This is a genomic window from Streptomyces sp. NPDC002889, from assembly GCF_042888425.1.
Taxonomy (GTDB): domain Bacteria; phylum Actinomycetota; class Actinomycetes; order Streptomycetales; family Streptomycetaceae; genus Streptomyces.
This window is the reverse complement of record NZ_JBIAPT010000006.1, coordinates 255,648-278,974: the sequence shown is the minus strand read 5'-3', so window position 1 is coordinate 278,974 and position 23,327 is coordinate 255,648. Positions and strand designations below refer to the sequence as shown.

Sequence of the window (23,327 nt, the reverse complement as noted above, 5' to 3'; positions counted from 1 at the left end):
CGCCTACGGCGGGCTCGGCGCAGGCGCGGTCGGCGCAACGAAGTAATCGCGGGCAGGTGGCCCGGCAGATCCAGCTCGCGTTCACTTGGCGTCGCGCCCCTATTCTGGGGCCGCCCCGCAGTCCGGAACCACGAGGTGCCGCCTTGAGCGTGAGAAAGTCACAGATCCCTGTCGTCGTGCTGACGGGCTTTCTGGGGTCCGGCAAGACCACGCTGCTCAATCATCTGCTCCGGCACAACGGCGGCAACCGCATCGGCGTCGTCGTCAATGATTTCGGCTCCATCGAGATCGATGCCATGACCGTCGCCGGGCAGGTCGGCTCCGCCGTCTCGCTCGGTAACGGATGCCTGTGCTGCGCCGTCGACTCGAGTGAGCTGGACGAATATCTGGACCGGCTGACCAGCCCCGGCGCGCGGATCGACGTGATCGTCATCGAAGCGTCCGGACTGGCCGAGCCGCAGGAGCTCGTGAGGATGATTCTCGCCGGCGACAATCCGCGTGTGGTGTACGGCGGGCTCGTCGAGGTCGTCGACGCCGCCGAGTTCGACGAGACACGGGCGCGGCACCCCGAGATCGACCGGCATCTCGCGATCGCCGATCTCGTCGTGCTGAACAAGGCGGACCGGGTGGCCGAGGCGGAGCTGGACCGTATCCGCGGGCAGCTCGCCGATCTGAGCGCCGGGACACCGGTCGTGCCCGCGCGCTACGGCAGGGTCGATCCGGAATTCCTCTTCGACCACGCCGCCCGGCCGGAGCGGGACACCGGCACCCGCCAGCTCTCCTTCGAGGACCTGTACGAGGGGGAGCGCGATCACGCGGACCATCTGCATGCCGCGTACGAAAGCATCGACTTCACCACGCCCGAGCCCATGGACCCGCGCAGGCTGATGACCTTCCTCGACTCACGGCCGGAGGGGCTCTACCGCATCAAGGGGTTCGTCGACTTCGGGGCCGCCGATCCGGGCAACCGGTATGCCGTGCACGCGGTCGGGCGGTTCCTTCGCTTCTACCCCGAGCCCTGGCCGCGTGACGGGCAACGCCTCACGCAGCTGGTGCTGATCGGCTCCGGCGTCGACCGCGTCAAGCTGCGGGCGGAGCTCGACGAGTGCCGCACGGCCTCGCCGCAGGGCGCCCCCGATGAGCACAGCATGTGGGGCGTCCTGCGGTACGTGCCGCGCGGCGGCGACGAGCCCGACCCGGGCGCTTTCTAGCTCGCCGGGCCGGCCACCACCGAGACCGACGAGGCCAGCGGTGTGCCCGAGCCGTCCCGGCGGGGGTCCGGATCCGGCAGGTCGGCCGGTGCACCGCTCTTCTGCGCCGCACGGGCCGGGGCAGCCCCCGCCCAGGCCAGGATCAGCATGTCCTCACCCCTGAGGAAGCGCTGGCAGCGCACGCCGCCCGTGGCGCGGCCCTTGCGCGGGTACTGGTCGAACGGCGTGAGCTTCGCCGTCGTCGGTGCGTCGTCCAGCGTGCCCCGCGATCCGGCAACCGTGAAGACGACCGCGTCCGCCGCCGGGTCGACGGCGGTGAACGAGATCACCTCGGCCCCCTCGGTCAGCTTGATGCCGGCCATGCCGCCCGCAGCCCGGCCCTGTGGCCGCACCTGAGAGGCCGGGTAGCGCAGCAGCTGGGCGTCGGAGGTGATGAAGACCAGGTCCTCTTCGCCCGTGCGCAGCTCGGCGCCGCCCACGATGCGATCCCCCTCCTTGAGGGAGAAGATCTCCAACTCGTCCTTGTTCGCGGGATAGTCGGGCACCACCCGCTTGACCACACCCTGCAGAGAGCCCAGTGCGAGCCCCGGCGAGGACTCGTCGAGCGTGGTCAGGCAGACCACCGTCTCGTCGGCCTCGAGGGACAGGAACTCGGCGACCGGCGCCCCGCCCGAGAGGTTGGGCGCGGACGCGGTGTGCGGCAGCTGCGGCAGATCGATCACCGGCAGTCGCAGCAGCCGCCCGGCCGAGGTCACCACACCCACGTCGCCGCGCGCGGTCGCGGGCACGGCCGAGACGATCACGTCGTGCTTGGTGCGCTTGCCCGCGTCGTCGGGCAGCGGCTCCCCGGTGACCGTGCGCGCCAGCAGACCCGTGGAGGACAGCAGCACACGGCACGGGTCGTCCGCGACCTCGAGTGAGCCCGCGGCCACCGGCGTTGCCGCCGACTCCAGCAGCACCGTGCGCCGCTCGGTGCCGAACTTCTTCGCCACCGCGGCCAGTTCGCCCGAGACCAGCTTGCGCAGCTCGGCATCCGACTCCAGGATCGCGGTCAGCTCATCGATCTCGGTGTTCAGCCGGTCGCGCTCGCTCTCCAGCTCCAGACGGTCGAACTTCGTCAGCCGGCGCAGCGGTGTGTCCAGGATGTACTGCGTCTGGACCTGGCTGAGCGAGAAGCGCTCGATCAGCCGCTCCTTGGCCTGCGCGGAGTTCTCACTGGACCGGATCAGCCGGATGACCTCGTCGATGTCGATCAGGGCGACGAGCAGGCCCTCGACCAGGTGCAGCCGGTCGCGCCGCTTGGTACGCCGGAACTCGCTGCGCCGGCGCACCACGTCGAAGCGGTGGTCGAGATAGACCTCGAGCAGTTCCTTGAGGCCCAGGGTGAGCGGCTGGCCGTCCACCAGCGCCACATTGTTGATACCGAAGGACTCCTCCATCGGCGTCAGCTTGTACAGCTGCTCGAGGACGGCCTCGGGGATGAACCCGTTCTTGACCTCGATGACCAGGCGCAGACCGTGCCGGCGGTCGGTGAGGTCCTTGACGTCCGCGATGCCCTGGAGCTTCTTCGCCGAGACCAGATCCTTGATCTTCGCGATGACCTTCTCCGGGCCGACCGTGAAGGGCAGTTCGGTGACGACCAGGCCCTTGCGGCGCGCCGTCACGTCCTCCACTGCGACCGTGGCGCGGATCTTGAAGGTGCCCCGGCCGGACTCGTACGCGTCCTTGATGCCGTTGAGCCCCACGATGCGCCCGCCGGTCGGCAGGTCCGGTCCCGGCACGTACCGCATCAGCGTCTCGAGGTCGGCGCCCGGGTGCCTGATCAGATGGCGGGCGGCGGCGATGACCTCGCCCAGATTGTGCGGGGGCATGTTCGTCGCCATACCGACCGCGATTCCGGACGCGCCGTTGACCAGCAGGTTCGGATAGGCGGCGGGCAGCGCGACCGGCTCGCGCTCCTGGCCGTCGTAGTTCGCCTGGAAGTCGACCGTGTCCTCGTCGATCGACTCCGTCATCAACGAGGTGGCGTCGGCCATACGGCACTCGGTGTAGCGCATGGCGGCCGGCGGGTCGTCATTGCCCAGCGAACCGAAGTTGCCATGGCCGTCGACCAGCGGCAGGCGCATCGAGAAGGGCTGCGCCATGCGCACCAGCGCGTCGTAGATCGACGCGTCGCCATGGGGGTGCAGCTTGCCCATGACCTCGCCGACGACACGGGCGCACTTCACATAGCCGCGGTCGGGGCGCAGCCCCATCTCGTTCATCTGGTACACGATCCGGCGGTGCACCGGCTTCATGCCGTCACGTGCGTCCGGCAGGGCCCGGGAGTAGATCACCGAGTACGCGTACTCGAGGAAGGAGCCCTGCATTTCGTCCACGACGTCGATGTCGAGGATCTTCTCCTCGAAATCGTCCGGCGGCGGGGTCTTCGTGCTGCGGCGGGCCATCGCGGCTGCTGCTCCTTCACGTACCAGGCTGGATCTGACGCGGACCATTGTGGACCGTCCCACTGACAACGCCGACCTCGACCCGGGAACTTCGCCAGGCGTCAGCGCGCTTGCATACAGTGGCAGGTCTGGGAGCAAATCCAGTTTCGCGATCGAAGGGACGTACATGCCCATGGGTCACACGGCCACAGCGCAGGCCGGTTCCGGCGGCCTGACAGCCACAGAGCACCGCCTGGCCAACGGCCTGCGCGTGGTGCTCTCCGAGGACCACCTGACCCCGGTCGCCGCGGTCTGCCTCTGGTACGACGTCGGTTCACGCCACGAGGTCGCGGGGCGTACCGGCCTCGCCCACCTCTTCGAGCACCTGATGTTCCAGGGCTCGGGCCAGGTGAAGGGGAACGGCCACTTCGAGCTGGTCCAGGGCGCCGGCGGCTCGCTGAACGGCACCACGAGCTTTGAGCGCACCAACTATTTCGAGACCATGCCGACGCATCAGCTGGAGCTGGCGCTCTGGCTGGAGGCGGACCGGATGGGCTCGCTGCTGGCCGCCCTCGACGACGAGTCGATGGAGAACCAGCGCGATGTCGTCAAGAACGAGCGCCGCCAGCGGTACGACAATGTGCCGTACGGCACGGCCTTCGAGAAGCTGACCAGCCTCGCCTACCCGGAGGGCCACCCGTACCACCACACCCCGATCGGCTCGATGGCCGACCTGGACGCGGCGACCCTCGAGGACGCCCGTGCCTTCTTCCGCACCTACTACGCGCCGAACAACGCCGTGCTGTCGGTCGTCGGCGACATCGACCCGGAGCAGACGCTCGCCTGGATCGAGAAGTACTTCGGCTCCATCCCGTCCCACGACGGAAAGCAGCCCCCACGTGACGGCACCCTGCCCGAGAACATCGGCACGCAGCTGCGCGAGGAGGTCGTCGAGGAGGTCCCGGCCCGTGCGCTGATGGCCGCCTATCGGCTGCCCCACGACGGCACCCGCGAGTGCGACGCCGCCGACCTTGCGCTCACCGTCCTCGGCGGAGGCGAGTCCTCCCGGCTGCACAACCGCCTCGTGCGCCGTGACCAGACGGCTGTCGCGGCCGGATTCGGCCTGCTGCGCCTGGCCGGCGCACCGTCGCTGGGCTGGCTGGACGTGAAGACGTCCGGTGGTGTCGAGGTCCCGCAGATCGAGGCCGCGGTCGACGAGGAGCTGGCGCGGTTCGCCGCCGAGGGCCCCACGGCCGAGGAGATGGAGCGGGCGCAGGCGCAGCTGGAGCGCGAGTGGCTCGACCGGCTGGGCACCGTCGCCGGCCGCGCCGACGAACTGTGCCGCTACGCAGTGCTGTTCGGCGACCCGCAGCTGGCGCTGACCGCCGTGCAGCGGGTTCTCGAGGTCACCGCCGAGGAGGTGCAGGCGGTCGCGAAGGCCCGGCTGCACCCGGACAACAGGGCGGTCCTCGTCTACGAGCCCATCGCCCCGGACGAGGCCGACGAGGCGGACCGGACCCCCGAGAACGCCGAGAACGACGACAACGACGAGCACGAGGGGGCGGACCAGTGAGTGACGCTGCCGTGACCATGGACTTCCACCCGCAGCCCACCCCCGGCACGGCTCGGCCCTGGGCCTTCCCCGCCCCCGAGCGCGGCACTCTGCACAACGGTCTGACCGTGCTGCGCTGCCATCGCCCCGGCCAGCAGGTGGTGGCGGTCGAGATCTTCCTCGACGCCCCGCTGGACGCCGAGCCCGAGGGGCTGGACGGCGTTGCCACGATCATGGCGCGGGCTCTGTCGGAGGGCACGGACAAGCGCACCGCCGAGGAGTTCGCGGCCGAGCTCGAGCGCTGCGGTGCCACCCTCGATTCGCACGCCGATCACCCTGGCGTCCGGGTCTCCCTGGAGGTTCCGGCCTCGCGACTGCCCAAGGCGCTCGGCCTGCTCGCCGAGGCGCTGCGCGCTCCCGCGTTCGACGCCAGCGAGGTCGAGCGGCTGGTGCGCAACCGGCTGGACGAGATTCCGCACGAGACCGCGAACCCGGCCCGGCGTGCCGCCAAGCAGCTGTCCAAGGAGCTCTTCCCGGCCGCTTCGCGGATGTCGCGGCCGCGTCAGGGCACCGAGGAGACCGTGGCGCGGATCGACTCCGCCGCTGTACGGGACTTCTACGAGGCGTACGTGCGGCCCGCCACCGCCACCGCGGTGATCGTCGGCGACCTCACCGGGGTCGACCTGGACGCCGTACTCGCCGACACCCTGGGAGGCTGGACCGGCGAGCCGGCCGAGAGCCGTCCCGTACCGCCGATCACTGCCGACGACACCGGCCGTGTGGTGATCGTGGACCGTCCCGGCGCCGTACAGACCCAGCTGCTCATCGGACGTATCGGTCCGGACCGTCACGACCGTGTGTGGCCGGCCCAGGTGCTGGGCGCGTACTGCCTGGGCGGGACCCTCACCTCGCGGCTCGACCGCGTCCTGCGCGAGGAGAAGGGCTACACCTACGGCGTACGGGCCTTCGGCCAGGTACTGCGTTCAGCGCCCGACGGCACCGGAGCGTCGATGCTGGCCATCAGCGGCTCGGTGGACACGCCCAACACCGCCCCGGCGCTGGACGACCTGTGGAAGGTGCTGCGCACGCTGGCGGCCGAGGGCCTCACCGACGCCGAGCGCGATGTCGCCGTGCAGAACCTGGTGGGCGTCGCCCCGCTGAAGTACGAGACGGCGGCGTCCGTGGCGGCCACGCTCGCCGACCAGGTCGAGCAGCATCTGCCGGACGACTACCAGGCCCAGCTGTACGTACGGCTGGCCGAGACGGGCACCGTCGAGGCGACCGCGGCAGCGGTCAGCGCCTTTCCGGTGGACCGGCTGGTCACGGTGCTCGTCGGTGACGCGTCGCTCATCGAGGAGCCCGTCCGGGCGCTCGGCATCGGTGAAGTGACCGTTGTCACCAGCTGATTGAGGCGGCGGGCGACCGTCGGCCCGGTCGACAACAGAGAACACACAAACGGAACCCCGACTTCGGATGCGTTGTCGGGGTTCTGTCTTTTGTCCCCCCTGTCAGGGTAATTGCCTCTATCTCCTGTGGTGTGCGCTACAAAAGGGCCTGATTTTTTGCTGATTGACAGAAGATCGGCCTAGCGTCGATGCGGCTGTCCGCCGGTAGCCCGTCGCATCCGCGGCATCGGACAGCCATCGCCGAGTCCCCGTCCGGCGCGAGCCTGGGGAGCCGGGGACCCAATCGTCCCTGGGGTGAATCGGGCGCCTTCGTACCTGTGCGGAGGGGCCCGTAGGAGACCTTCCTGCTCCGAACCCGTCAGCTAACCCGGTAGGCGAGAAGGAAGGAAAGGACCAGCCACTTCATGGCGTTCACCCGTGCCACCGGGAAGCATCGTGGTCCGAGCCGGCTCGCGCGCCGCAGCGCAGGCATTGCCGGTGTCGCGACCCTTGCCACCACCGGAGTCATCGGAACCCTCGCCTCCCCGGCGCTCGCCGCCGACAGCGAAACACCTTCCATCGAGGACACCGGTCTGACCCAGGTCGTGACCGTGGACTCCCTCGCCGACGAGATCGCCGACCAGGCCGCTGCCCAGAAGCAGGAGGCCGTCGAGGCCGAAGCCAGGGCGAAGGCCGCGGCCGAGGCGAAGCGCAAGGCCGAGGCCCGCGCCAAGGCCGCTCGCGAGGCCAAGGAGCGCGCCGCCCGTGAGGCCGAGCGTCGTCGCCTGAACTCCTTCCGGCCTCCGGTCGCCGGTTCCTATGTCTCCACGGCCTACCAGGCCGGCGGTGCGCAGTGGTCCTCCGGCAGCCACACCGGCATCGACTTCCATGCCGCCTCCGGCACTTCGGTGGTGGCCGTCGGCTCCGGCACCGTCGTCGAGGCCGGCTGGGCCGGCGCGTACGGCAACAACATCGTGATCCGGATGAACGACGGCACGTACACCCAGTACGGCCACCTCTCGTCCATCGGTGTGTCGGCCGGCCAGCGGGTCACCCCCGGCCAGCAGATCGGCCTGTCCGGCTCCACCGGGAACTCCAGCGGCCCGCACCTGCACTTCGAGGCCCGGACCACCCCGGACTACGGCTCCGACATCAACCCGCTCGCGTACCTGCGCTCGCACGGCGTCAGGATCTGATCGCACGCACCGTTCGAAGGCCCCGGCCGGCCGCCGGGGCCTTCGGCGTTTCCTGTGTCGGCCAAAAGATATCCATGAATTTCGACCTGCCATCGGAAAATCACGCCGATTGCAATAGAGTCACGGAGAGGAAGAGGGCTTGGAACGTACTCGGTCGGCTGCGTTTCGCGCGGATTAAAGCGGAGGTTCGGTCATGCGCATTCCCGCGCACTCGGTATGCACGGCGATCCGCGACGACATCGTCTCCGGCGTGTACGAGCGCGGCAGCCGGCTGACCGAGGAGCAGCTGGCCCGCCGCTACGGGGTCTCCCGGGTCCCGGTCCGCGAGGCCCTGCGCACCCTGGAGTCCGAGGGCTTCGTCGTCAGCCGCCGGCACGCCGGCGCCCATGTCGCCGAGCCCACCGAGCAGGAGGCCGCGGACCTGCTGGAGATCCGGATGCTGCTGGAGCCGCTGGGTGCGGCGCGGGCGGCCCAGCGGCGTACCGAGGCGCATCTCAAAGTGCTGCGCGGCCTGGTCAGGCTGGGTCAGGAGCGAGCACGCCGCGGACAGGGCGAGGATCTGCGCTCGCTCGGCAGCTGGTTCCACGAGACCCTCGCCCAGGCCTGCGGCAGCCCCGGCCTGATCGCACTGCTCACCCAGCTGCGGCACAAGATCGCGTGGATGTACGCCGTCGAGCAGCCCGCCAGACCCGTCGAGTCCTGGGCCGAGCACGGCGCGATCGTGGATGCCGTGGCGCGCGGGGACGTGGAGCGGGCGAGGGCCTTGACGGCCGTGCACGCGGAGCGGGCCGTGGCGGCGCACCGGCTGCGCAGGCCCGAGTGGGTGAGGACTTCGCAACACGCCGTAAACACCGCGAGCGTCCGCAATTAACAAAAGCGTCGTATACAAAGAGAAGTCGCTTGCGGCCCCTGTTTTATGCTGCCCGAATTCGGTGCCCGGAAAAGAAACGAGACCGCGGCTTCCCGATTCGGGATGCCGCGGTCTCGTTGCGGATGATTTCGACCGGTAATTCGTCCGACGGGCCGAATCGGCCGGCCGTGTCAGACGGTCTCGGGGAGCTCGTCGAGACCCTCGGCCACCAGCTTGGCCAGACGGTCCAGGGCGCCCTCGGCGCCGTCGGAGTCGGACGCGAGCACGATCTCCTCGCCTCCGTGGGCGCCCAGGCCGAGCACGGCCAGCATGGACGCGGCGTTGACCGGGGGGCCGTCGGCCTTGGCGATCGTCACGGGGACGCCGGAGGCCGTCGCGGCGCGGACGAAGATGGACGCGGGGCGGGCGTGAAGGCCCTCGGCCCAGCCGACATTGACGCGGCGCTCAGCCATGGTGTTGCCCTTCAAGTCTCAACGGTTGTCTAGACCAGTCTCTCACGGGTTGCGCGGTGCTCGTATCGCCGAGCCGTGGACCGGTTGCGGACCGCCGATCGGCGTGTACAGCCTGCCTGTCGGCAACCGCCTCCGCGACCCGTGGACGGGCCGTACGCTTGCCCCATGCAGACCTCGTCGGAGCACGCTTACCCCGATCACTGGGAAGCAGACGTGGTGCTGCGTGACGGCGGCACCGCGCGCATCAGGCCCATCACCACCGAGGACGCCGACCGGCTGGTCAGCTTCTACGAGCAGGTCTCGGACGAGTCGAAGTACTACCGGTTCTTCGCGCCCTACCCCCGGCTCTCGGCCAAGGACGTCCACCGCTTCACCCACCACGACTACGTGGACCGGGTGGGGCTCGCGGTCACGGTCGGCGGCGAGTTCATCGCCACCGTCCGCTACGACCGCATCAATGCCCAGGGCCGACCCGCCAGCGCACCGGCCGACGAGGCCGAGGTCGCCTTCCTCGTCCAGGACGCACACCAGGGCCGCGGTGTCGCATCCGCCCTGCTGGAGCACATCGCCGCGGTGGCCAGGGAGCGTGGCATCCGACGGTTCGCGGCGGAGGTGCTGCCCGCCAACAACAAGATGATCAAGGTGTTCACGGACGCCGGGTACACCCAGAAGCGCAGCTTCGAGGACGGCTCCGTCCATCTGACCCTCGACCTCGAACCGACCGCCAAGTCCCTCGCCGTGCAGCGCGGCCGGGAGCAGCGCGCCGAATCGCGTTCGGTGCAGCGCCTTCTCGCCCCCGGTTCGGTCGCCGTGGTCGGCGTCGGCCGGGTGCCCGGCGGCGTGGGCCGCACGGTGCTGCGCAACCTCCTCGACGGCGGTTTCACCGGCCGTACCTACGCGGTGAACCGTGCCTTCCCGAAGGAGTGGTCCGAGGTCGACGGCGTCACCGCCGTGCGTTCGGTCGCCGAGATCGGGGAGCCGGTCGACCTTGCGATCGTCGCCGTCCCGGCCGAACGGGTGCCGGACGTGGTCGCCGACTGCGGCGAGCACGGCGTCCAGGGACTGGTCGTCCTCACCGCCGGATACGCCGAGAGCGGGGCGGCGGGCCGGGAGCGCCAGCGCGAACTGGTGCGCCAGGCCCGCTCGTACGGGATGCGCATCATCGGCCCGAACTCCTTCGGGATCATCAGTACCTCCGACACGGTGCGGCTCAATGCCTCGCTCGCCCCCGAGGCGCCGGCCCCCGGCCGGACAGCGCTGTTCACCCAGTCCGGGGCGATCGGCATCGCCCTGCTGTCCGGGCTGCACCGGCGTGGTGCGGGACTCTCCTCGTTCATCTCGTCCGGCAACCGGGCGGATGTGTCCGGCAACGACTTCCTGCAGTACTGGTACGAGGACCCGGGCACGGACGTGGTCCTGCTGTACCTCGAATCGATCGGCAACCCGCGCAAGTTCACGCGACTTGCCCGGCGTACGGCGGCCGTCAAGCCGGTCGTGGTCGTCAAAGGGGCGCGGCACAGCGGCGCCGCCCCACCGGGGCACGCGGTGCCGGTGACCCGTATCCCCGACGCGACGGTCGGAGCGCTGCTGCGGCAGGCGGGCGTGATCCGCGTCGACACGGTCACCGAACTCGTCGACGTGGGGCTGCTGCTGGCCGGGCAGCCGCTGCCGTCGGGGCCACGCGTGGCGATCCTCGGCAACTCCGAGTCCCTCGGACTGCTCACCTACGACGCCTGTCTCACGGAGGGCCTGCGTCCGCTTCCGCCCCTCGACCTCACGACGGAGGCGACGCCCGCGGACTTCCGCGCCGCGCTGGTCGAGGCGCTGCACGACGACGCATGCGATGCCGTGGTGGTCACGGCGATTCCATGGGTCGGCGAGAACGGTGTCATCGAGTCGGGCGACGGTGAGGTCCTGGCCGCGGCGCTGCGCGCCGCGGCGGCCACGGCGCCGGCCAAGCCGGTGACGGTGGTGCATGTGGAGCTGGGGGGCCTGGCGGAGGCGCTGTCGGCCGCGTCGAGCACGGCGACGGCGCCGGGCGGCACCCGTCTCGCGGCGGAGCCGGGGGCAGGCTCCCGGACCGCGGCCCCTGCCGCGGAAGCGGCGCTTTCAGGCGCGGCGGCCCACCGGCCTGCCGGCGCAGTGGCCGCGGGCGTGCCTGCGGCGGGCAGTTCCCCTGTGAGCGTGCAGGCCCCGTCTCGTGGAGGCGGCCCAACACGCGCACATGCCGGTACGCCCTCCGCCGGCGCTCCGCACGGCGGAGCCGGCGTCGACGGGGCCGGCAGTGCGGATCACCCCGACCTCCCGGACGGCGCCGCGCGCCCCGTGGCCGCGGCGCGCCGCGACGACGGCGGTGCCGAGCCCTCCGGGAACCGGTCCCCGAAGGCTTCCGGGGATGGCAGGGGCGGGGGGAACCGCATTCCCGCGTACCCCGCCGCCGAGCGGGCCGTCCGGGCCCTCGCCGAAGCCGTCCGGTACGCCCAATGGCGCCGGCACGCCGCCGAGCCCGGCAAGGTGCCCCAATACGAGGACATCGACGAGGCCGGCGCAGCCGGGCAGATCGAGCGGCTGCTCGGCGACGCCGGTGATCCCCGGGGCTTCACCCTCGACCCCGGGGGCGCCAACGAGCTTCTCGCCCGGTACGGGATCCATGTGCGCACCGCCCTCCCCGCCCTGGACCCCGACGCCGCCGTGCGGGCAGCCGGGCGGCTCGGCTATCCCGTGGCGCTCAAGACCACGGCCCCGCATCTGCGCCACCGCGCCGACCTCGGCGGCGTACGGCTGGATCTGGCCGATGAGGCGCAACTGCGACAGGCGTACCGCGAGTTGACCGACGTGCTGGGCAAGCCCGCCGAGCTGCAGCCGGTCGTCCAGGCGATGGTCCCGCGCGGCGTGGACACTGTCGTGCGCGCGGCCATCGACCCCGCCGCCGGTGCCGTGCTGTCGTTCGGGCTGGCCGGCGCACCCTCCGAGCTGCTCGGTGACACCGCCCACCGGCTCGTCCCTGCCACCGACCGTGACGCCGCCGAGCTGATCCGGACCATCCGCACGGCCCCGCTCCTGTTCGGCTGGCGTGGCTCCGCGCCCGTCGACACCCCCGCGCTGGAGGAACTCCTGCTGCGCGTGTCGCGGCTGGTCGACGACCATCCTGAAGTGGTCGGAATCGGTCTTGAACCGGTCGTCGTCGCTCAGCGCGGCCTCTCCGTGCTCGGCGCATCCGTACGCCTCGCACCACCTCCGGCCCGCACCGACCTGGGGCCCCGCAGACTCCCCAGCTACTGAGCGCTCACCGCCCCCGGGGCCCCGTAGGATGGACCGCATGGCGAAGACCGGTACGACGACCCAGGGGCTGCGCGCGGCGATCGAGCGCAGCGGCTACTACCCGGCCCTCGTGGCCGAGGCGGTGGAGGCCGCGGTCGGGGGTGAGCAGATCGCGTCGTACCTGGTGCACCAGGAGACCACCTTCGACGCCAACGAGGTGCGCCGCCATGTCACGGTCCTCGTCCTGACCGCCACCCGTTTCGTCGTCAGCCATACCGACGAGCAGGCCGCCGACACCAGCTCCCCGACGCCGTACGCCACCACCTCCACGGAGTCGGTCAAGCTCGGCCGGATCTCGTCCGTCGTGGTCAGCCGGGTCGTGGCCAATCCGGAGTCGTACGCTCCCGGCACGCTGCCCCGCGAGGTCGTCCTCACCATCGGCTGGGGCGCCGTCTCCCGTATCGATCTGGAGCCCGCTGCCTGCGGCGACCCGAACTGCGACGCCGACCACGGCTACACGGGCAACTCCACCGCCGACGACCTCAGCCTGCGCGTCAGCGAGGCAGGCGACGGCCCGGACACCGTCCGCCAGACGCTCGCCTTCGCCCAGGCGCTCTCCGAAGCCACGGCAGCCACCCGCTGATGGTCCAGCCCACCCAGCCCGCAGTGTGGCCGGACGAACCTGTTCCGCTTGCCCTCGACACCGCTCCCGTTCCCGAGTACGGCAGCGGCTCCCTCGCCGATCTGCTGCCGACGCTCGCGGCAGGCCAGGGCGTACCCGGGCTCATACCGAGCATCCCCGAGCTCACCCCCGCCGACCGGAACTGCGTCTTCCTGATCGACGGGCTCGGCTGGGAGCAGATCAAGTCCCACCCCGACGAGGCCCCGTACCTCACCTCGCTGCTCCCGACCTCGCGCGGCGGCACCGGGCGCCCGATCACGGCAGGATTCCCGGCCACCACCGCCACCTCGCTCGCCTCGGTCGGCACCGGCATGCCGCCCGGAGCGCACGGACTGCCCGGCTACACAGCCCGCAACCCGGAGACCGGCGAGCTGATGAACCAGCTGCGCTGGAAGCCGTGGACCTCGCCGCGTGTCTGGCAGCCCTACCCCACGGTCTTCCAGCTCGCCGACGAGGCGGGCGTGCACACCGCGCAGGTGTCGTCCCCGACGTTCGAGCACACCCCGCTCACCAAGATCGCGCTCAGTGGCGGCACGTTCCACGGCCGTCTCTCCGGCGAGGACCGGATGGACCTCGCCGCGGAGCATCTGGCGGCGGGCGACCGGTCCCTCGTCTACACGTACTACAGCGACGTCGACGGCAAGGGCCACCGCTTCGGCGTCGACTCCGACGCCTGGCGCGGGCAGCTGATGTACGTGGACCGGCTGGTGCAGCGCCTCGCGGAGCAACTGCCGCCCCGGGCGGCCCTGTATGTCACCGCCGACCACGGCATGATCGACATTCCGTTCGACGAGCAGTCGCGCATCGACTTCGACGAGGACTGGGAGCTGCGTGCCGGCGTCGCGCTGCTGGGCGGCGAGGGTCGCGCCCGCCATGTGTACGCCGTGCCCGGCGCCGAATCCGATGTGGCCGCCGTATGGCGCGAGGTGCTGGGCGAGCAGTTCTGGGTGGCGAGCCGCGACGAGGCGATCGCGGCCGGCTGGTTCGGCCCCACGGTCGACGAGCGGGTGTACGCGAGGATCGGCGATGTCGTCGCCGCGGCCTGCGACGACGTCGTGATCACGGCCTCGGTGAATGAGCCGCACGAGTCGGCGATGGTCGGTATGCACGGCTCCATGACCCCCGTCGAGCAGCTCGTCCCGCTGCTCGAAGTACGCTCGTAACCCTCCCGCGCCGCCGTCCGCCGAGCCTCGACGCGCGTACGGTCGGCGCACACCACCGACCCGAAAGGTCCTCGACTTCCCATGCCCGAGCTGGTGTTCTTCTCCGGAACAATGGACTGCGGAAAGAGCACCCTCGCTCTTCAGATCGAGCACAACCGCTCCACGCGCGGCCTCCAGGGCATGATCTTCACTCGCGACGACCGGGCCGGCGAGGGCAAGCTCTCGTCCCGTCTGGGCCTGGTCACCGACGCGGTCGAGGCCGATGAGGGCATGGACCTGTATGCCTACCTCGTCGATCACATCACGCGGGGAGGCCGGGCGGACTACCTGATCGTGGACGAGGCCCAGTTCCTCGCGCCGGTCCAGATCGATCAGCTTGCGCGCCTCGTTGACGATCTCGAGCTGGATGTCTTCGCCTTCGGTATCACCACCGACTTCCGGACGAAGCTGTTCCCGGGATCGCAGCGCCTGATCGAACTGGCGGACCGGATCGAAGCCCTGCAGGTGGAGGCGCTGTGCTGGTGCGGAGCTCGCGCCACCCACAATGCCCGCACGATGGGTGGGGAGATGGTCGTCGAAGGCGCCCAGGTGGTGGTCGGTGATGTGAACCAGCTTGCGGGCGAGGTCGGTTACGAGGTGCTGTGCCGACGCCATCACCAGCGCAGGACAACCAGCGCGACAGCCCACGCGAGTGCCCTGTCGCCGGACGTACTGCCGGTCGCATCCGACTGACCGCCACGTGGCGCCCGTGCCGGGCGGGTACGTGTCCGGCCGGGGGAAGTGCCCCCAGGGGAGCGCCGATTGACGCTTCGGGTGACGCTGCGAGGTTGTGGCCCTCTTCTCAGCAAGCATTGACGCGGTTTTCACGGCGCTGTGACCCGCGCCGCCTAACGTCCGCCGTGTGTCCAGTATCCGCAGACTTCTGCCGTCTGTCCTGGCCGCCTTGGCCTTCACCGCCACCGTGTCGTGCCAAGTGGCCGACGAGGATGCCGTCGCGGCGGGCAAACCGAGTCCCGTCTCCGCGCGCGGCACGCCCGAGCCCTCTGCTTCCCGGTCGTCGCCGTCCGCTCCACCTTCTGCGGTGGACACCGGTGCAGCAGTGCACAAGGCGCTGAACGCGCTGCCCCACAACGTGGGCCGGTACACGATCGCCGTCGAGGATCTCGACAACCGGGACCCGGTCGTACACGGCGCGGACACGGGTGGCTATGACACGGCGAGCATCGTCAAGGTCGACATCCTCGCGGCCCTCCTGCTTCGGGCTCAGGACCGCGGAACGTGGCTCACCGCGGAGCAGAGAAGGCTGGCCTCCGCGATGATCCGCAGCAGTGACAATCAGGCGGCGGACGCGCTCTGGCGGACCATCGGGGGCGCGCAGGGCCTCGACGCCGCGAACGAACGCCTCGGCCTGACGGCGACGGTCGCCGGTACGGGCGGGCACTGGGGTCTGACCCGGACCACCGCCGCCGACCAACTGATCCTCCTGGAGGCGGTCTTCGGCGACGTGTCCCCGTTCACGTCCCGCTCGCGGGGCTACGTCCAGTCGCTGATGAGCGATGTCGTGAAGGGCCAGCGGTGGGGGATATCCGCGGCCGCCGAGGCGTCGCAGGCCGACGGGAGCACGGTGGCGTTGAAGAACGGCTGGCTGCCGCGTACGGCGACGGGACTGTGGGACGTCAACAGCATCGGGCGCATCGAGCACGGGGGCCGCACCCTGCTCGTCTCGGTGCTGTCCGACGGGCAGCCGTCCCACCAGGCCGGTATCGACCTCGTGGAGCAGGTCGCGACCACCGCGGTGAGGGCCCTCGTCGACGCGACCTGCCCCCCGCCCGCGGGCAGCAGGAAAATCGCGCCGTAGTGTCGTCCGGACGTCCTGCCCGGGACGGCGAGTCGGTCAGCGAGGGTGCGACCGTACGATCGTGAACACCGCGCCCTCCGGGTCCGCGACCGTCGCGAGCCGGCCGGTCGGGCCCTCCTTGGGCCGGTGCAGCACGTGCCCGCCCAGCTCCTCCACCTGGCGAGCTGCCGCGTCGGTGTCCTCGACCTCGAAGTAGGTCATCCAGTGCGTGCCCCGGCTGCGGGGCAGCGTCCGGCCGACGCCGTGCAGGGACGCCACCGGGCGGCCGCCGAGCTGCAGGGTCAGGTGGTCCAGGTCGGCCGAGACGACCGCCTCCACCTCGTAGCCGAACAGGGCCTGGTAGAACTTCCCGACCCACGAGGTCTCCCGGGTCACCAACTCGTTCCATACCGGCGTGCCATGGGTGCCGTACACCGCGGTGCCCTGGTGCGCCGCTGCCTGCCAGATACCGAAGACCGCGCCCGCCGGGTCGCAGCCGATGGCCAGCCGGCCCGCGTCCCCGGCGTCCAGCGGGCCCACTCCCACGGTGCCTCCGCAGCTGCGGATCACCTCGGCCGTCGCATCCGCGTCGTCGGTGGCCAGATACGGGGTCCAGGCGACCGGCAGATGCCGGTCGGCCGGGAGCCTGCCGATGCCGGCGACCTCCTTGCCGTCGATCAGTGCACGGAGGTACGGGCCGAGCTGGGCGGGGCCGGGCGAGAACTCCCAGCCGAACAGCGACGCGTAGAAGTCCTTCGTCGCGTCAATGCCGTGCACCATCAAGCTCACCCAACAGGGCGTGCCGGGCGTGTGCCGAGTCGCCTCGGTCATCGTCACTCTCTCCTCGGACCATCGTGGTGGCCGTGCGGGGGGACCCGTGCGTGCCGTTCGTGCGGGAACGGACGCGCACCCACGCAGATGCTTCCACCACCGGGCGTCCGCCGCGCCCCGGCCGCGCCGGAATTGGCGGGTTCCCGCTGGAGGATGCCCGCATTGGCGTGACCCATCCGCTTCGGCGGCGTTATGGTGCGGCCGGTCGCTGCGCGAGGATGGCTTCATGAACCCCATCATCACCGCGACCGATCTTGCGAACGAGCTCTCCGGCCCCACCCCGCCGGTCCTGCTCGACGTCCGCTACCAGCTCGGTGGGCCGCACGGGCTGCCCGACTACGAGGCCGGGCACATCCCGGGCGCCGTCTTCGTCGACCTCGAAGCGGAACTGGCGGGACCGCCCGGAGCGGGCGGACGCCACCCGCTGCCCGACATGGCGGCCTTCGGAGCGGTGATGCGCCGTGCCGGAATCTCGGCCGGTACACCCGTGGTGACCTACGACGGAGACAAGGGCTGGGGCGCGGCGCGCGCCTGGTGGCTGCTGCGCTTCGCCGGGCACGCGGAGGTGCGGGTCCTGGACGGCGGTCTCGCCGCCTGGACGGGGCCGCTGGAGACCAAGATCCCCGAACCGGCCGAGGGCACCTTCGTGCCCGAACCGGGCGCGCTGCCGCTGCTGGACGCCGACGGCGCGGCCGCACTGGCGCGCGAGGGTCTGCTGCTGGACGCCCGCGCGGGGGAGCGTTACCGCGGCGAAGTGGAGCCCATCGACCGGGTCGCCGGCCACATCCCCGGTGCGGTCTCGGCACCGACGACGGAGAACGTGGACGAGGCGGGCCTGTTCCGGCCACGCGAGTGGCTGGCAGCACGCTTCGTCGGCCTCGGGGCCGGCGAGGACGCGAAGACCGTGGGCGTCTACTGCGGGTCGGGCGTATCGGCCGCCCAGCAGGCGGTGGCCCTGGAGCTCGCCGGCTTCCGGCCCGCCCTGTACGCCGGTTCCTGGTCGGAATGGTCGCTGGACCCGGACCGCCCGGTGGCGACGGGACCGCACCCGGGCTGACGGCGGCACCCGCGCTGCCCGGCCCGGGTCTGTGCTGCCGCAGCGCAGCACGGTCAGCGGCACGACCCCGGTGCCTGGCCACGCCGCCCGTACGCAAACGTGTCCGGCACGTTCACCGTGCCGGACCCGCGCGAGCGTTGGGCGTCCGCTACTCCTGCTTCTTGCGGCGGGTGCCGAAGACGATCTCGTCCCAGCTCGGGACCGCGGCGCGCCGGCCCGGGCGGACGCCGTCGGCCTCGGCCTGACGGTCCGTGGTGCCCGTCAGCCGGTCGCGGTGGCCCGCCACCGAGCGCGGCGGCATCAGCACATCCGCGTACGCGGAACCCGCACTCGCCGAAGCCGCCGGTGCCACCGGCTCCTCCGCCTCGGCGTCCTGCGGCGGCTCGATGGCCGCCGGCTCGGGCTGCGCGGGCCGCTCCGGGACGACCATGTCGCCCCGGAAGCTCGGCACCGCCTCCAACAGGCTGGTCAGTGAGTCCCGCTCGCTGGTCTCGTCGGTGTCGGACGGGGGAGCGGCCGCGGCGGGACGCTCGATCTGGCGGTCCAGGGCCCGGTCCAGCGGCCGGTCCCTGGGCAGCCGTGCGATGCGCGGCACGAACGGGAAGCTCGGCTCCTGGGCGATCGCGATCGCGTCGTCGGTCTCGCCGATCAGCGAGCGCGCCTCGTCGTCGACGGCCTGTACGAGTCGCCGCGGCGGATCGTAGGTCCAGCTCGCAGAGTGCGGCTCGCCCGCCACGAGGTAGACCAGCAGGACTTCCCACGTGCCGTCGTCGCGGCGCCAGGAGTCCCACTGCACGGTGTCCTTCTCGGCCCCGCGCAGCAGCAGCCGCTCCTGCACGGCCTCGCCGAGCTGTGGTCCGGTGTTCTCACCGGGCCGGCGTACGGGAGTCTTGCGGGCCCGCTCCGCCATGAAGGCGCGCTCGGCCAGCACCGGTCCTTCGAAGCGGCGGACACGGTCGACGGGGATGCCGGCGAGTTGTGCGACCTCCTCCGCGGAGGCTCCGGCACGTATACGGGCCTGGATGTCGCGAGGACGAAGGTGGCTCTCCACCTCGATCTCGATCTGGCCGAGGCGGGCGCGGTCGTTGCGCACGGCGGCACGCAGCCGCTCATCGATCGGAAGCGTGTATTCCGTGCTGTCCGCAGCCTTGAGCACCAGTCGTGTGCCGTCGTTGGAGACGGCCACGACACGCAGTTCGGGCATGGGGACCTCCCGGGTGGTGCCTGCCGACGTCACCTGCGTCGCTGCTTCCGCTAGTCGAGTGTGGCCTGCCCGGGTGCAGCCTGCCACAACCTTGCCGAGTTGCCCGGCGTGTCGGGCACAGGCCCTGGATCGCCGTTATGGCACGGTTATCCATTTACGACTCAGAGTGACCGGCCGGTCACTCTCCGCAACAGATTTCCGTACGATGCCGCGGCGCCGCCGGATCGAGCGCCGCTATCGGCCCCCTGTCTGAGGTCCGGGCACCACGAGGGGACCGAACCCAAGGCTGGCCACAGTACTCCATTCGGGCCATCGGGGTGCACCGCCGCGCCGCCGAACTTCTCCCGCGGCAGGGCAGTTGGCACCCCGGACTCCTGGTGATCACGGGCCGACGTTCGCGGAATCGACAGAAACGGAACTATTCGCTTCGGGTCAATCGCCCAGTACCCGCCGCAGATACGCGTTCTGGAAGAGCCGCCCCGGGTCCAACCGGTCCCGCAGCGCCGTGAATTCACCGAATCGTGGATACGCCTGTGCGAAGTACGCGGCGTCCCGCGTATGCACCTTGCCCCAGTGCGGACGGCCGCCGTGCGCGGTCATGATGCGTTCCGCGGCGGTGAAGTACGACTGATAGGGCGTACCCCGGTACATGTGTACGGCGATGTACGCGCTGTCCCGGCCCGAGGCCGTGGACAGCGTGATGTCGTCCGCCGGAGCCGTGCGTACCTCCACCGGGAAACCGACCCGCAGCGGCGAGCGTTCGACCATCGCCCTGAGCTCGCGCAGCGCGATGACCGCGGCCTCGCGCGGCAGCGCGTACTCCATCTCGACGAACCGCACCCGGCGCGGAGATGTGAAGACCTTGTAGGGGATGTCCGTGTATGTACGGGCGGACAGAGCGCGGCTGGACACCCGGGCGATCGCCGGGATGGCCGCGGGGAAGGCCCGGCCCACGGAACAGGCCAGCTGGAACACGCCGTTGGACAGCAGCTCGTCCTCGATCCAGCCGCTGATCGTCCCGGCAGGCGCGGCGGGACCCGCACTGCGGTTGTTGCGCTTGGTGTTGCAGTTGCCGGTGTGGGGGAACCAGTAGAACTCGAAGTGCTCGTTCTCCGCGAAGAGGGCGTCGAACTCGGCCGTGACCCGGTCGAAAGTCATCGGCTCCTCGCGGGCGGTGAGCAGGAAGACCGGTTCCACGGCGAAGGTGATGGCGGTGACGACGCCCAGCGCGCCGAGACCGATCCGGGCCGCCGCGTAGATCTCCGGGTTCTCCTTCTCGGAGCAGCGCAGCAGCGAGCCGTCGGCCGTCACCAGCTCAAGGCCCCTGATCTGCGCGGCTATCGAGGCCGAGTCGCGGCCCGTGCCGTGCGTGCCCGTCGAGGTCGCGCCCGCGACCGTCTGCTCCATGATGTCGCCCATGTTCGTGAGCGACAGGCCCTCACGGGCGAGGGCTGCGTTCAGTCGCCCCAGCGGCGTGCCCGCCTCGACGGTCACCGTCATCGCCGTACGGTCGATCTCCCGGATCCCGGTGAGCAGATCGGGGCGGATCAGCACACCGTCGGTGGCGGCGACGGCCGTGAACGAGTGACCCGTACCGACGGCCTTCACCTTCAGACCGTCCTCGGCCGCTTCGCGCACGGCATCGGCGAGCTCCTGCGGCGAGGCCGGAGTGACCTCCCGTGCCGGCTTGGCGGTCACGTTCCCCGCCCAGTTACGCCATGTGCTGGTCAGGCTGTTCAGACTGTTGCGCGTCCCGCTCACGCTGCCCCTCCCGCGTCGGCACCGGCCTGCGCAGCCGGCGGTACCCCAGGAACGCCACCGCGGCCGCAAGCACTCCCGCGATCCCGGGCACCGCGTACCCCGCAACCGCTCCGTGCGCGTCGACCACCCAGCCCGCGGCCGAGGAGCCCAGCGCCACGCCGACCGCGAGCCCGGTACCGGTCCAGGACATGCCCTCGGTCAGTTTGCTGCGTGGTACGTGCGCTTCGACAAGAGCCATGGTGGTCACCATCGTCGGTGCGATGGCAAGGCCCGCGACAAAGAGCGCCACGGCCAGGAAAGGCAGGCTCCCGGCCAGTTGGAGGGGGATCATACTCACGGCCATCGCACAGACGCCCAGTACCCACCTGCGCGAAGGGTCACCCTTGAGATGCAGCAGGCCGAAGACCATGCCCGCGAGGCAGGAGCCGAGCGCGTACACCGCGAGCACCACGCTCGCCGCGGCCTTGTGGCCCTCCTCCTCGGCGAACGCCACCGTCACCACGTCGACCGCGCCGAAGATCGTGCCGGTGGCGACGAAGGCCGCCACCAGCACCTGCAGACCGGGGGAGCGCATGGCCGAGCCGCCGGTGTGCTCCCCTGCCGGGTGCGGCGCGGGCTCGGTGGTCCGCTGGGCCGTCAGCCACCACACGCCGACGAGCAGGAACACCGCGGCGAGCAGCGGGCCGGACTCCGGGAACCAGATGGTCGACAGACCGATCGACACGATCGGGCCGACGATGAAGCACACCTCGTCGACGATGGACTCCAGCGAGTACGCGGTGTGCAGCTCCCGCGGTGAGCCCCGGTAGATCGTCGCCCAGCGGGCCCGGGTCATCGCGCCGACGCTGGGCACACAGCCGGCGGCGGCGGCGAACACGAACAGCGTCCAGTCGGGCATGCCCTGCTGGGCGCAGATCAGCAGCCCCGCGACGGCCGTGACGGAGACCAGCGTGGCCGGGCGCAGCACCCGGCGCTGACCGTGCCGGTCGACGAGACGGGAGATCTGCGGGCCGAGCACGGCGGCGGACAGCGCCAGCGTCGCGGAGAGCGCACCGGCCAGACCGTAACGCCCCGTGAGCTGGGAAATCATGGTCACGATGCCGATGCCCAGCATGGCCAGGGGCATCCGGCCGAGAAGGCCGGCGGCGGAGAACCCAAGGGTGCCGGGGACGGCGAAGATCGCGCGGTACGGACTGGGCAAGGAGTTCTCCGGTAAGGCGTATTGGGGCTCAGACAGGTTACGTCCGCGGGGGCCTCCCGCGCACGGCGGTTTCTGGGCCGATCACGGCGGGTGGCAGGATCGGTGGCATGTCCGACGAGCGCGATCCCGCCCCTTACGACGCCCTGCTGCTGCTGTCCTTCGGCGGCCCCGAGGGCCCGGACGATGTCGTTCCGTTCCTGGAGAACGTGACGCGCGGCCGCGGCATCCCCAAGGAACGGCTCAAGGAGGTGGGGCAGCACTACTTCCTTTTCGGCGGCGTCAGCCCCATCAACGACCAGAACCGCGCCCTGCTCGACGCGCTGCGCAAGGACTTCGCCGACCACGGCCTGGAGCTGCCGGTCCACTGGGGGAACCGCAACTGGGCGCCCTATCTGACCGACACCCTGCGCGAGATGGTCACCGCCGGACACCGCCGCATCGCCGTCCTCACCACCAGCGCCTACGCGTCCTACTCCGGCTGCCGCCAGTACCGCGAGAACCTCGCCGACGCACTGGCCACGCTGGAGACCGAAGGGCTCGAGCTGCCCCGGGTGGACAAGCTGCGGCACTACTTCAACCACCCGGGCTTCGTCCGCCCCATGATCGACGGGGTCCTCGCCTCACTCGCCGACCTCCCCGAAGAGGTCCGGGCCGGAGCGCATCTGGCCTTCACCACGCACTCCATCCCGACGTCCGCGGCAGACGCCTCCGGACCGGGGTCCGAGCACGGCGAGGGTGGCGCGTACGTACGCCAGCACCTGGACGTCGCACGGCTGATCGCCGCCGCGGTACGCGAGGAGACGGGGATCGAGCGTCCCTGGCAGCTCGTCTACCAGTCCCGCAGCGGCGCCCCGCACATCCCGTGGCTCGAGCCCGACATCTGCGACCACCTCGAGGAGCTGCACGACATCGGCGCGCCCGCCGCGGTCATGGTTCCCATCGGCTTCGTCTCGGACCACATGGAGGTCCTGTACGACCTCGACACCGAGGCCACGGCCAAGGCCGCGGAGCTCGGGCTGCCGGTGCGCAGGTCCCGGACCGTGGGCGCCGATCCGCGGTTCGCCGCGGCCGTGCGTGAGCTCGTTCTCGAGCGGGCCGCGACCGAAGGGGAAGTGCCTGTCGCGCGCTGCGCCCTCGGAGCCCTCGGGCCCAGCCACGACCTCTGCCCGGTCGGCTGCTGCCCGGCCCGCGCACCCCGGCCCGCCGCGGCGGGCGCCGACAGCCCGTACGTGTGAAG

General features: G+C 71.1%; 18 protein-coding genes and 1 riboswitch. Of the genes, 12 read left to right on the top strand and 6 right to left on the bottom strand.

The annotated features are described in order from the left end of the window. The first annotated feature begins 143 nt into the window (after nucleotides 1-143). Nucleotides 144-1,211 (top strand): CobW family GTP-binding protein, encoded by a 1,068-nt coding sequence (locus ACFYWI_RS11600; protein WP_389229014.1) that lies wholly within the window; start codon nucleotides 144-146, stop codon nucleotides 1,209-1,211. Here ACFYWI_RS11600 and ACFYWI_RS11595 read toward each other — a convergent pair. Next, the gene (locus ACFYWI_RS11595; RefSeq protein WP_389229011.1) at nucleotides 1,208-3,658 is read right to left on the bottom strand and encodes a DNA topoisomerase (ATP-hydrolyzing) subunit A; all 2,451 of its coding nucleotides are present in this window, start codon (nucleotides 3,656-3,658) and stop codon (nucleotides 1,208-1,210) included. The two genes, ACFYWI_RS11600 and ACFYWI_RS11595, sit on opposite strands and share 4 nt — an antisense overlap. A gap of 166 nt (nucleotides 3,659-3,824) precedes the next feature. On the opposite strand from ACFYWI_RS11595, the gene ACFYWI_RS11590 reads away from it, so the two are divergent. From ACFYWI_RS11590 to ACFYWI_RS11575, 4 genes are all read left to right on the top strand, one after another. Continuing rightward, nucleotides 3,825-5,210, top strand: coding sequence for a M16 family metallopeptidase (locus ACFYWI_RS11590; RefSeq protein ID WP_389229008.1), 1,386 nt, complete (start codon nucleotides 3,825-3,827; stop codon nucleotides 5,208-5,210). A 17-nt stretch (nucleotides 5,211-5,227) separates the two neighbouring features. Continuing rightward, a complete protein-coding gene (locus ACFYWI_RS11585; protein WP_389229262.1) occupies nucleotides 5,228-6,595 on the top strand; it encodes a M16 family metallopeptidase in 1,368 nt (455 codons plus the stop codon). 228 nt (nucleotides 6,596-6,823) lie between these two features. Continuing rightward, nucleotides 6,824-6,987: riboswitch (cyclic di-AMP (ydaO/yuaA leader) on the top strand. 12 nt (nucleotides 6,988-6,999) lie between these two features. Continuing rightward, nucleotides 7,000-7,770 (top strand): M23 family metallopeptidase, encoded by a 771-nt coding sequence (locus ACFYWI_RS11580; protein ID WP_389229005.1) that lies wholly within the window; start codon nucleotides 7,000-7,002, stop codon nucleotides 7,768-7,770. Between the two features lie 193 nt (nucleotides 7,771-7,963). Further along, on the top strand, nucleotides 7,964-8,641 hold the full coding sequence (locus tag ACFYWI_RS11575) for a GntR family transcriptional regulator (protein ID WP_389229002.1): 678 nt from the start codon (nucleotides 7,964-7,966) through the stop codon (nucleotides 8,639-8,641). A gap of 170 nt (nucleotides 8,642-8,811) precedes the next feature. Here ACFYWI_RS11575 and ACFYWI_RS11570 read toward each other — a convergent pair whose 3' ends face one another. Further along, nucleotides 8,812-9,093 (bottom strand): HPr family phosphocarrier protein, encoded by a 282-nt coding sequence (locus ACFYWI_RS11570; protein WP_389228999.1) that lies wholly within the window; start codon nucleotides 9,091-9,093, stop codon nucleotides 8,812-8,814. Nucleotides 9,094-9,258: 165 nt separating this feature from the next. On the opposite strand from ACFYWI_RS11570, the gene ACFYWI_RS11565 reads away from it, so the two are divergent. From ACFYWI_RS11565 to ACFYWI_RS11545, 5 genes are all read left to right on the top strand, one after another. Continuing rightward, a complete protein-coding gene (locus ACFYWI_RS11565; protein ID WP_389228996.1) occupies nucleotides 9,259-12,375 on the top strand; it encodes a GNAT family N-acetyltransferase in 3,117 nt (1,038 codons plus the stop codon). Nucleotides 12,376-12,412: 37 nt separating this feature from the next. Next, nucleotides 12,413-12,997 carry a DUF5998 family protein gene (locus ACFYWI_RS11560; RefSeq protein ID WP_389228993.1) on the top strand — a complete coding sequence of 195 codons (585 nt, stop codon included), beginning with the start codon at nucleotides 12,413-12,415 and terminating at the stop codon, nucleotides 12,995-12,997. After that, the gene (locus ACFYWI_RS11555) at nucleotides 12,997-14,199 is read left to right on the top strand and encodes an alkaline phosphatase family protein (RefSeq protein ID WP_389228990.1); all 1,203 of its coding nucleotides are present in this window, start codon (nucleotides 12,997-12,999) and stop codon (nucleotides 14,197-14,199) included. Before ACFYWI_RS11560 ends, ACFYWI_RS11555 begins: the two co-directional genes overlap by 1 nt. Nucleotides 14,200-14,280: 81 nt before the next feature. After that, the gene (locus ACFYWI_RS11550; RefSeq protein WP_389228987.1) at nucleotides 14,281-14,931 is read left to right on the top strand and encodes a thymidine kinase; all 651 of its coding nucleotides are present in this window, start codon (nucleotides 14,281-14,283) and stop codon (nucleotides 14,929-14,931) included. 169 nt (nucleotides 14,932-15,100) lie between these two features. Further along, complete coding sequence (locus ACFYWI_RS11545; RefSeq protein ID WP_389228984.1) at nucleotides 15,101-16,057, top strand: serine hydrolase; 957 nt, start codon at nucleotides 15,101-15,103, stop codon at nucleotides 16,055-16,057. A 36-nt stretch (nucleotides 16,058-16,093) separates the two neighbouring features. Here ACFYWI_RS11545 and ACFYWI_RS11540 read toward each other — a convergent pair whose 3' ends face one another. After that, a complete protein-coding gene (locus tag ACFYWI_RS11540; RefSeq protein WP_389228981.1) occupies nucleotides 16,094-16,867 on the bottom strand; it encodes a VOC family protein in 774 nt (257 codons plus the stop codon). Nucleotides 16,868-17,093: 226 nt separating this feature from the next. Here ACFYWI_RS11540 and ACFYWI_RS11535 point away from each other — a divergent pair, with 226 nt between their 5' ends. Beyond that, nucleotides 17,094-17,924 carry a sulfurtransferase gene (locus ACFYWI_RS11535; protein ID WP_389228978.1) on the top strand — a complete coding sequence of 277 codons (831 nt, stop codon included), beginning with the start codon at nucleotides 17,094-17,096 and terminating at the stop codon, nucleotides 17,922-17,924. 148 nt (nucleotides 17,925-18,072) lie between these two features. Here the strand turns inward: ACFYWI_RS11535 and sepH are convergent, their stop codons facing one another. The 3 genes from sepH to ACFYWI_RS11520 all read right to left on the bottom strand — a co-directional run bounded on the left by sepH (nucleotide 18,073) and on the right by ACFYWI_RS11520 (nucleotide 22,090). After that, entirely contained in the window at nucleotides 18,073-19,128 is a 1,056-nt protein-coding gene (gene sepH / locus ACFYWI_RS11530; protein WP_389228975.1) for a septation protein SepH, read from the bottom strand. 432 nt (nucleotides 19,129-19,560) lie between these two features. Beyond that, nucleotides 19,561-20,889 carry a D-arabinono-1,4-lactone oxidase gene (locus tag ACFYWI_RS11525; protein WP_389228972.1) on the bottom strand — a complete coding sequence of 443 codons (1,329 nt, stop codon included), beginning with the start codon at nucleotides 20,887-20,889 and terminating at the stop codon, nucleotides 19,561-19,563. Beyond that, nucleotides 20,840-22,090: an MFS transporter gene (locus ACFYWI_RS11520; RefSeq protein WP_389228969.1), complete on the bottom strand. Its 1,251-nt coding sequence runs from the start codon at nucleotides 22,088-22,090 to the stop codon at nucleotides 20,840-20,842. Before ACFYWI_RS11520 ends, ACFYWI_RS11525 begins: the two co-directional genes overlap by 50 nt. Before the next feature lie 107 nt (nucleotides 22,091-22,197). Here ACFYWI_RS11520 and ACFYWI_RS11515 point away from each other — a divergent pair, with 107 nt between their 5' ends. Then, nucleotides 22,198-23,325, top strand: coding sequence for a ferrochelatase (locus tag ACFYWI_RS11515; RefSeq protein WP_389228966.1), 1,128 nt, complete (start codon nucleotides 22,198-22,200; stop codon nucleotides 23,323-23,325). Nucleotides 23,326-23,327: the final 2 nt, after the last annotated feature.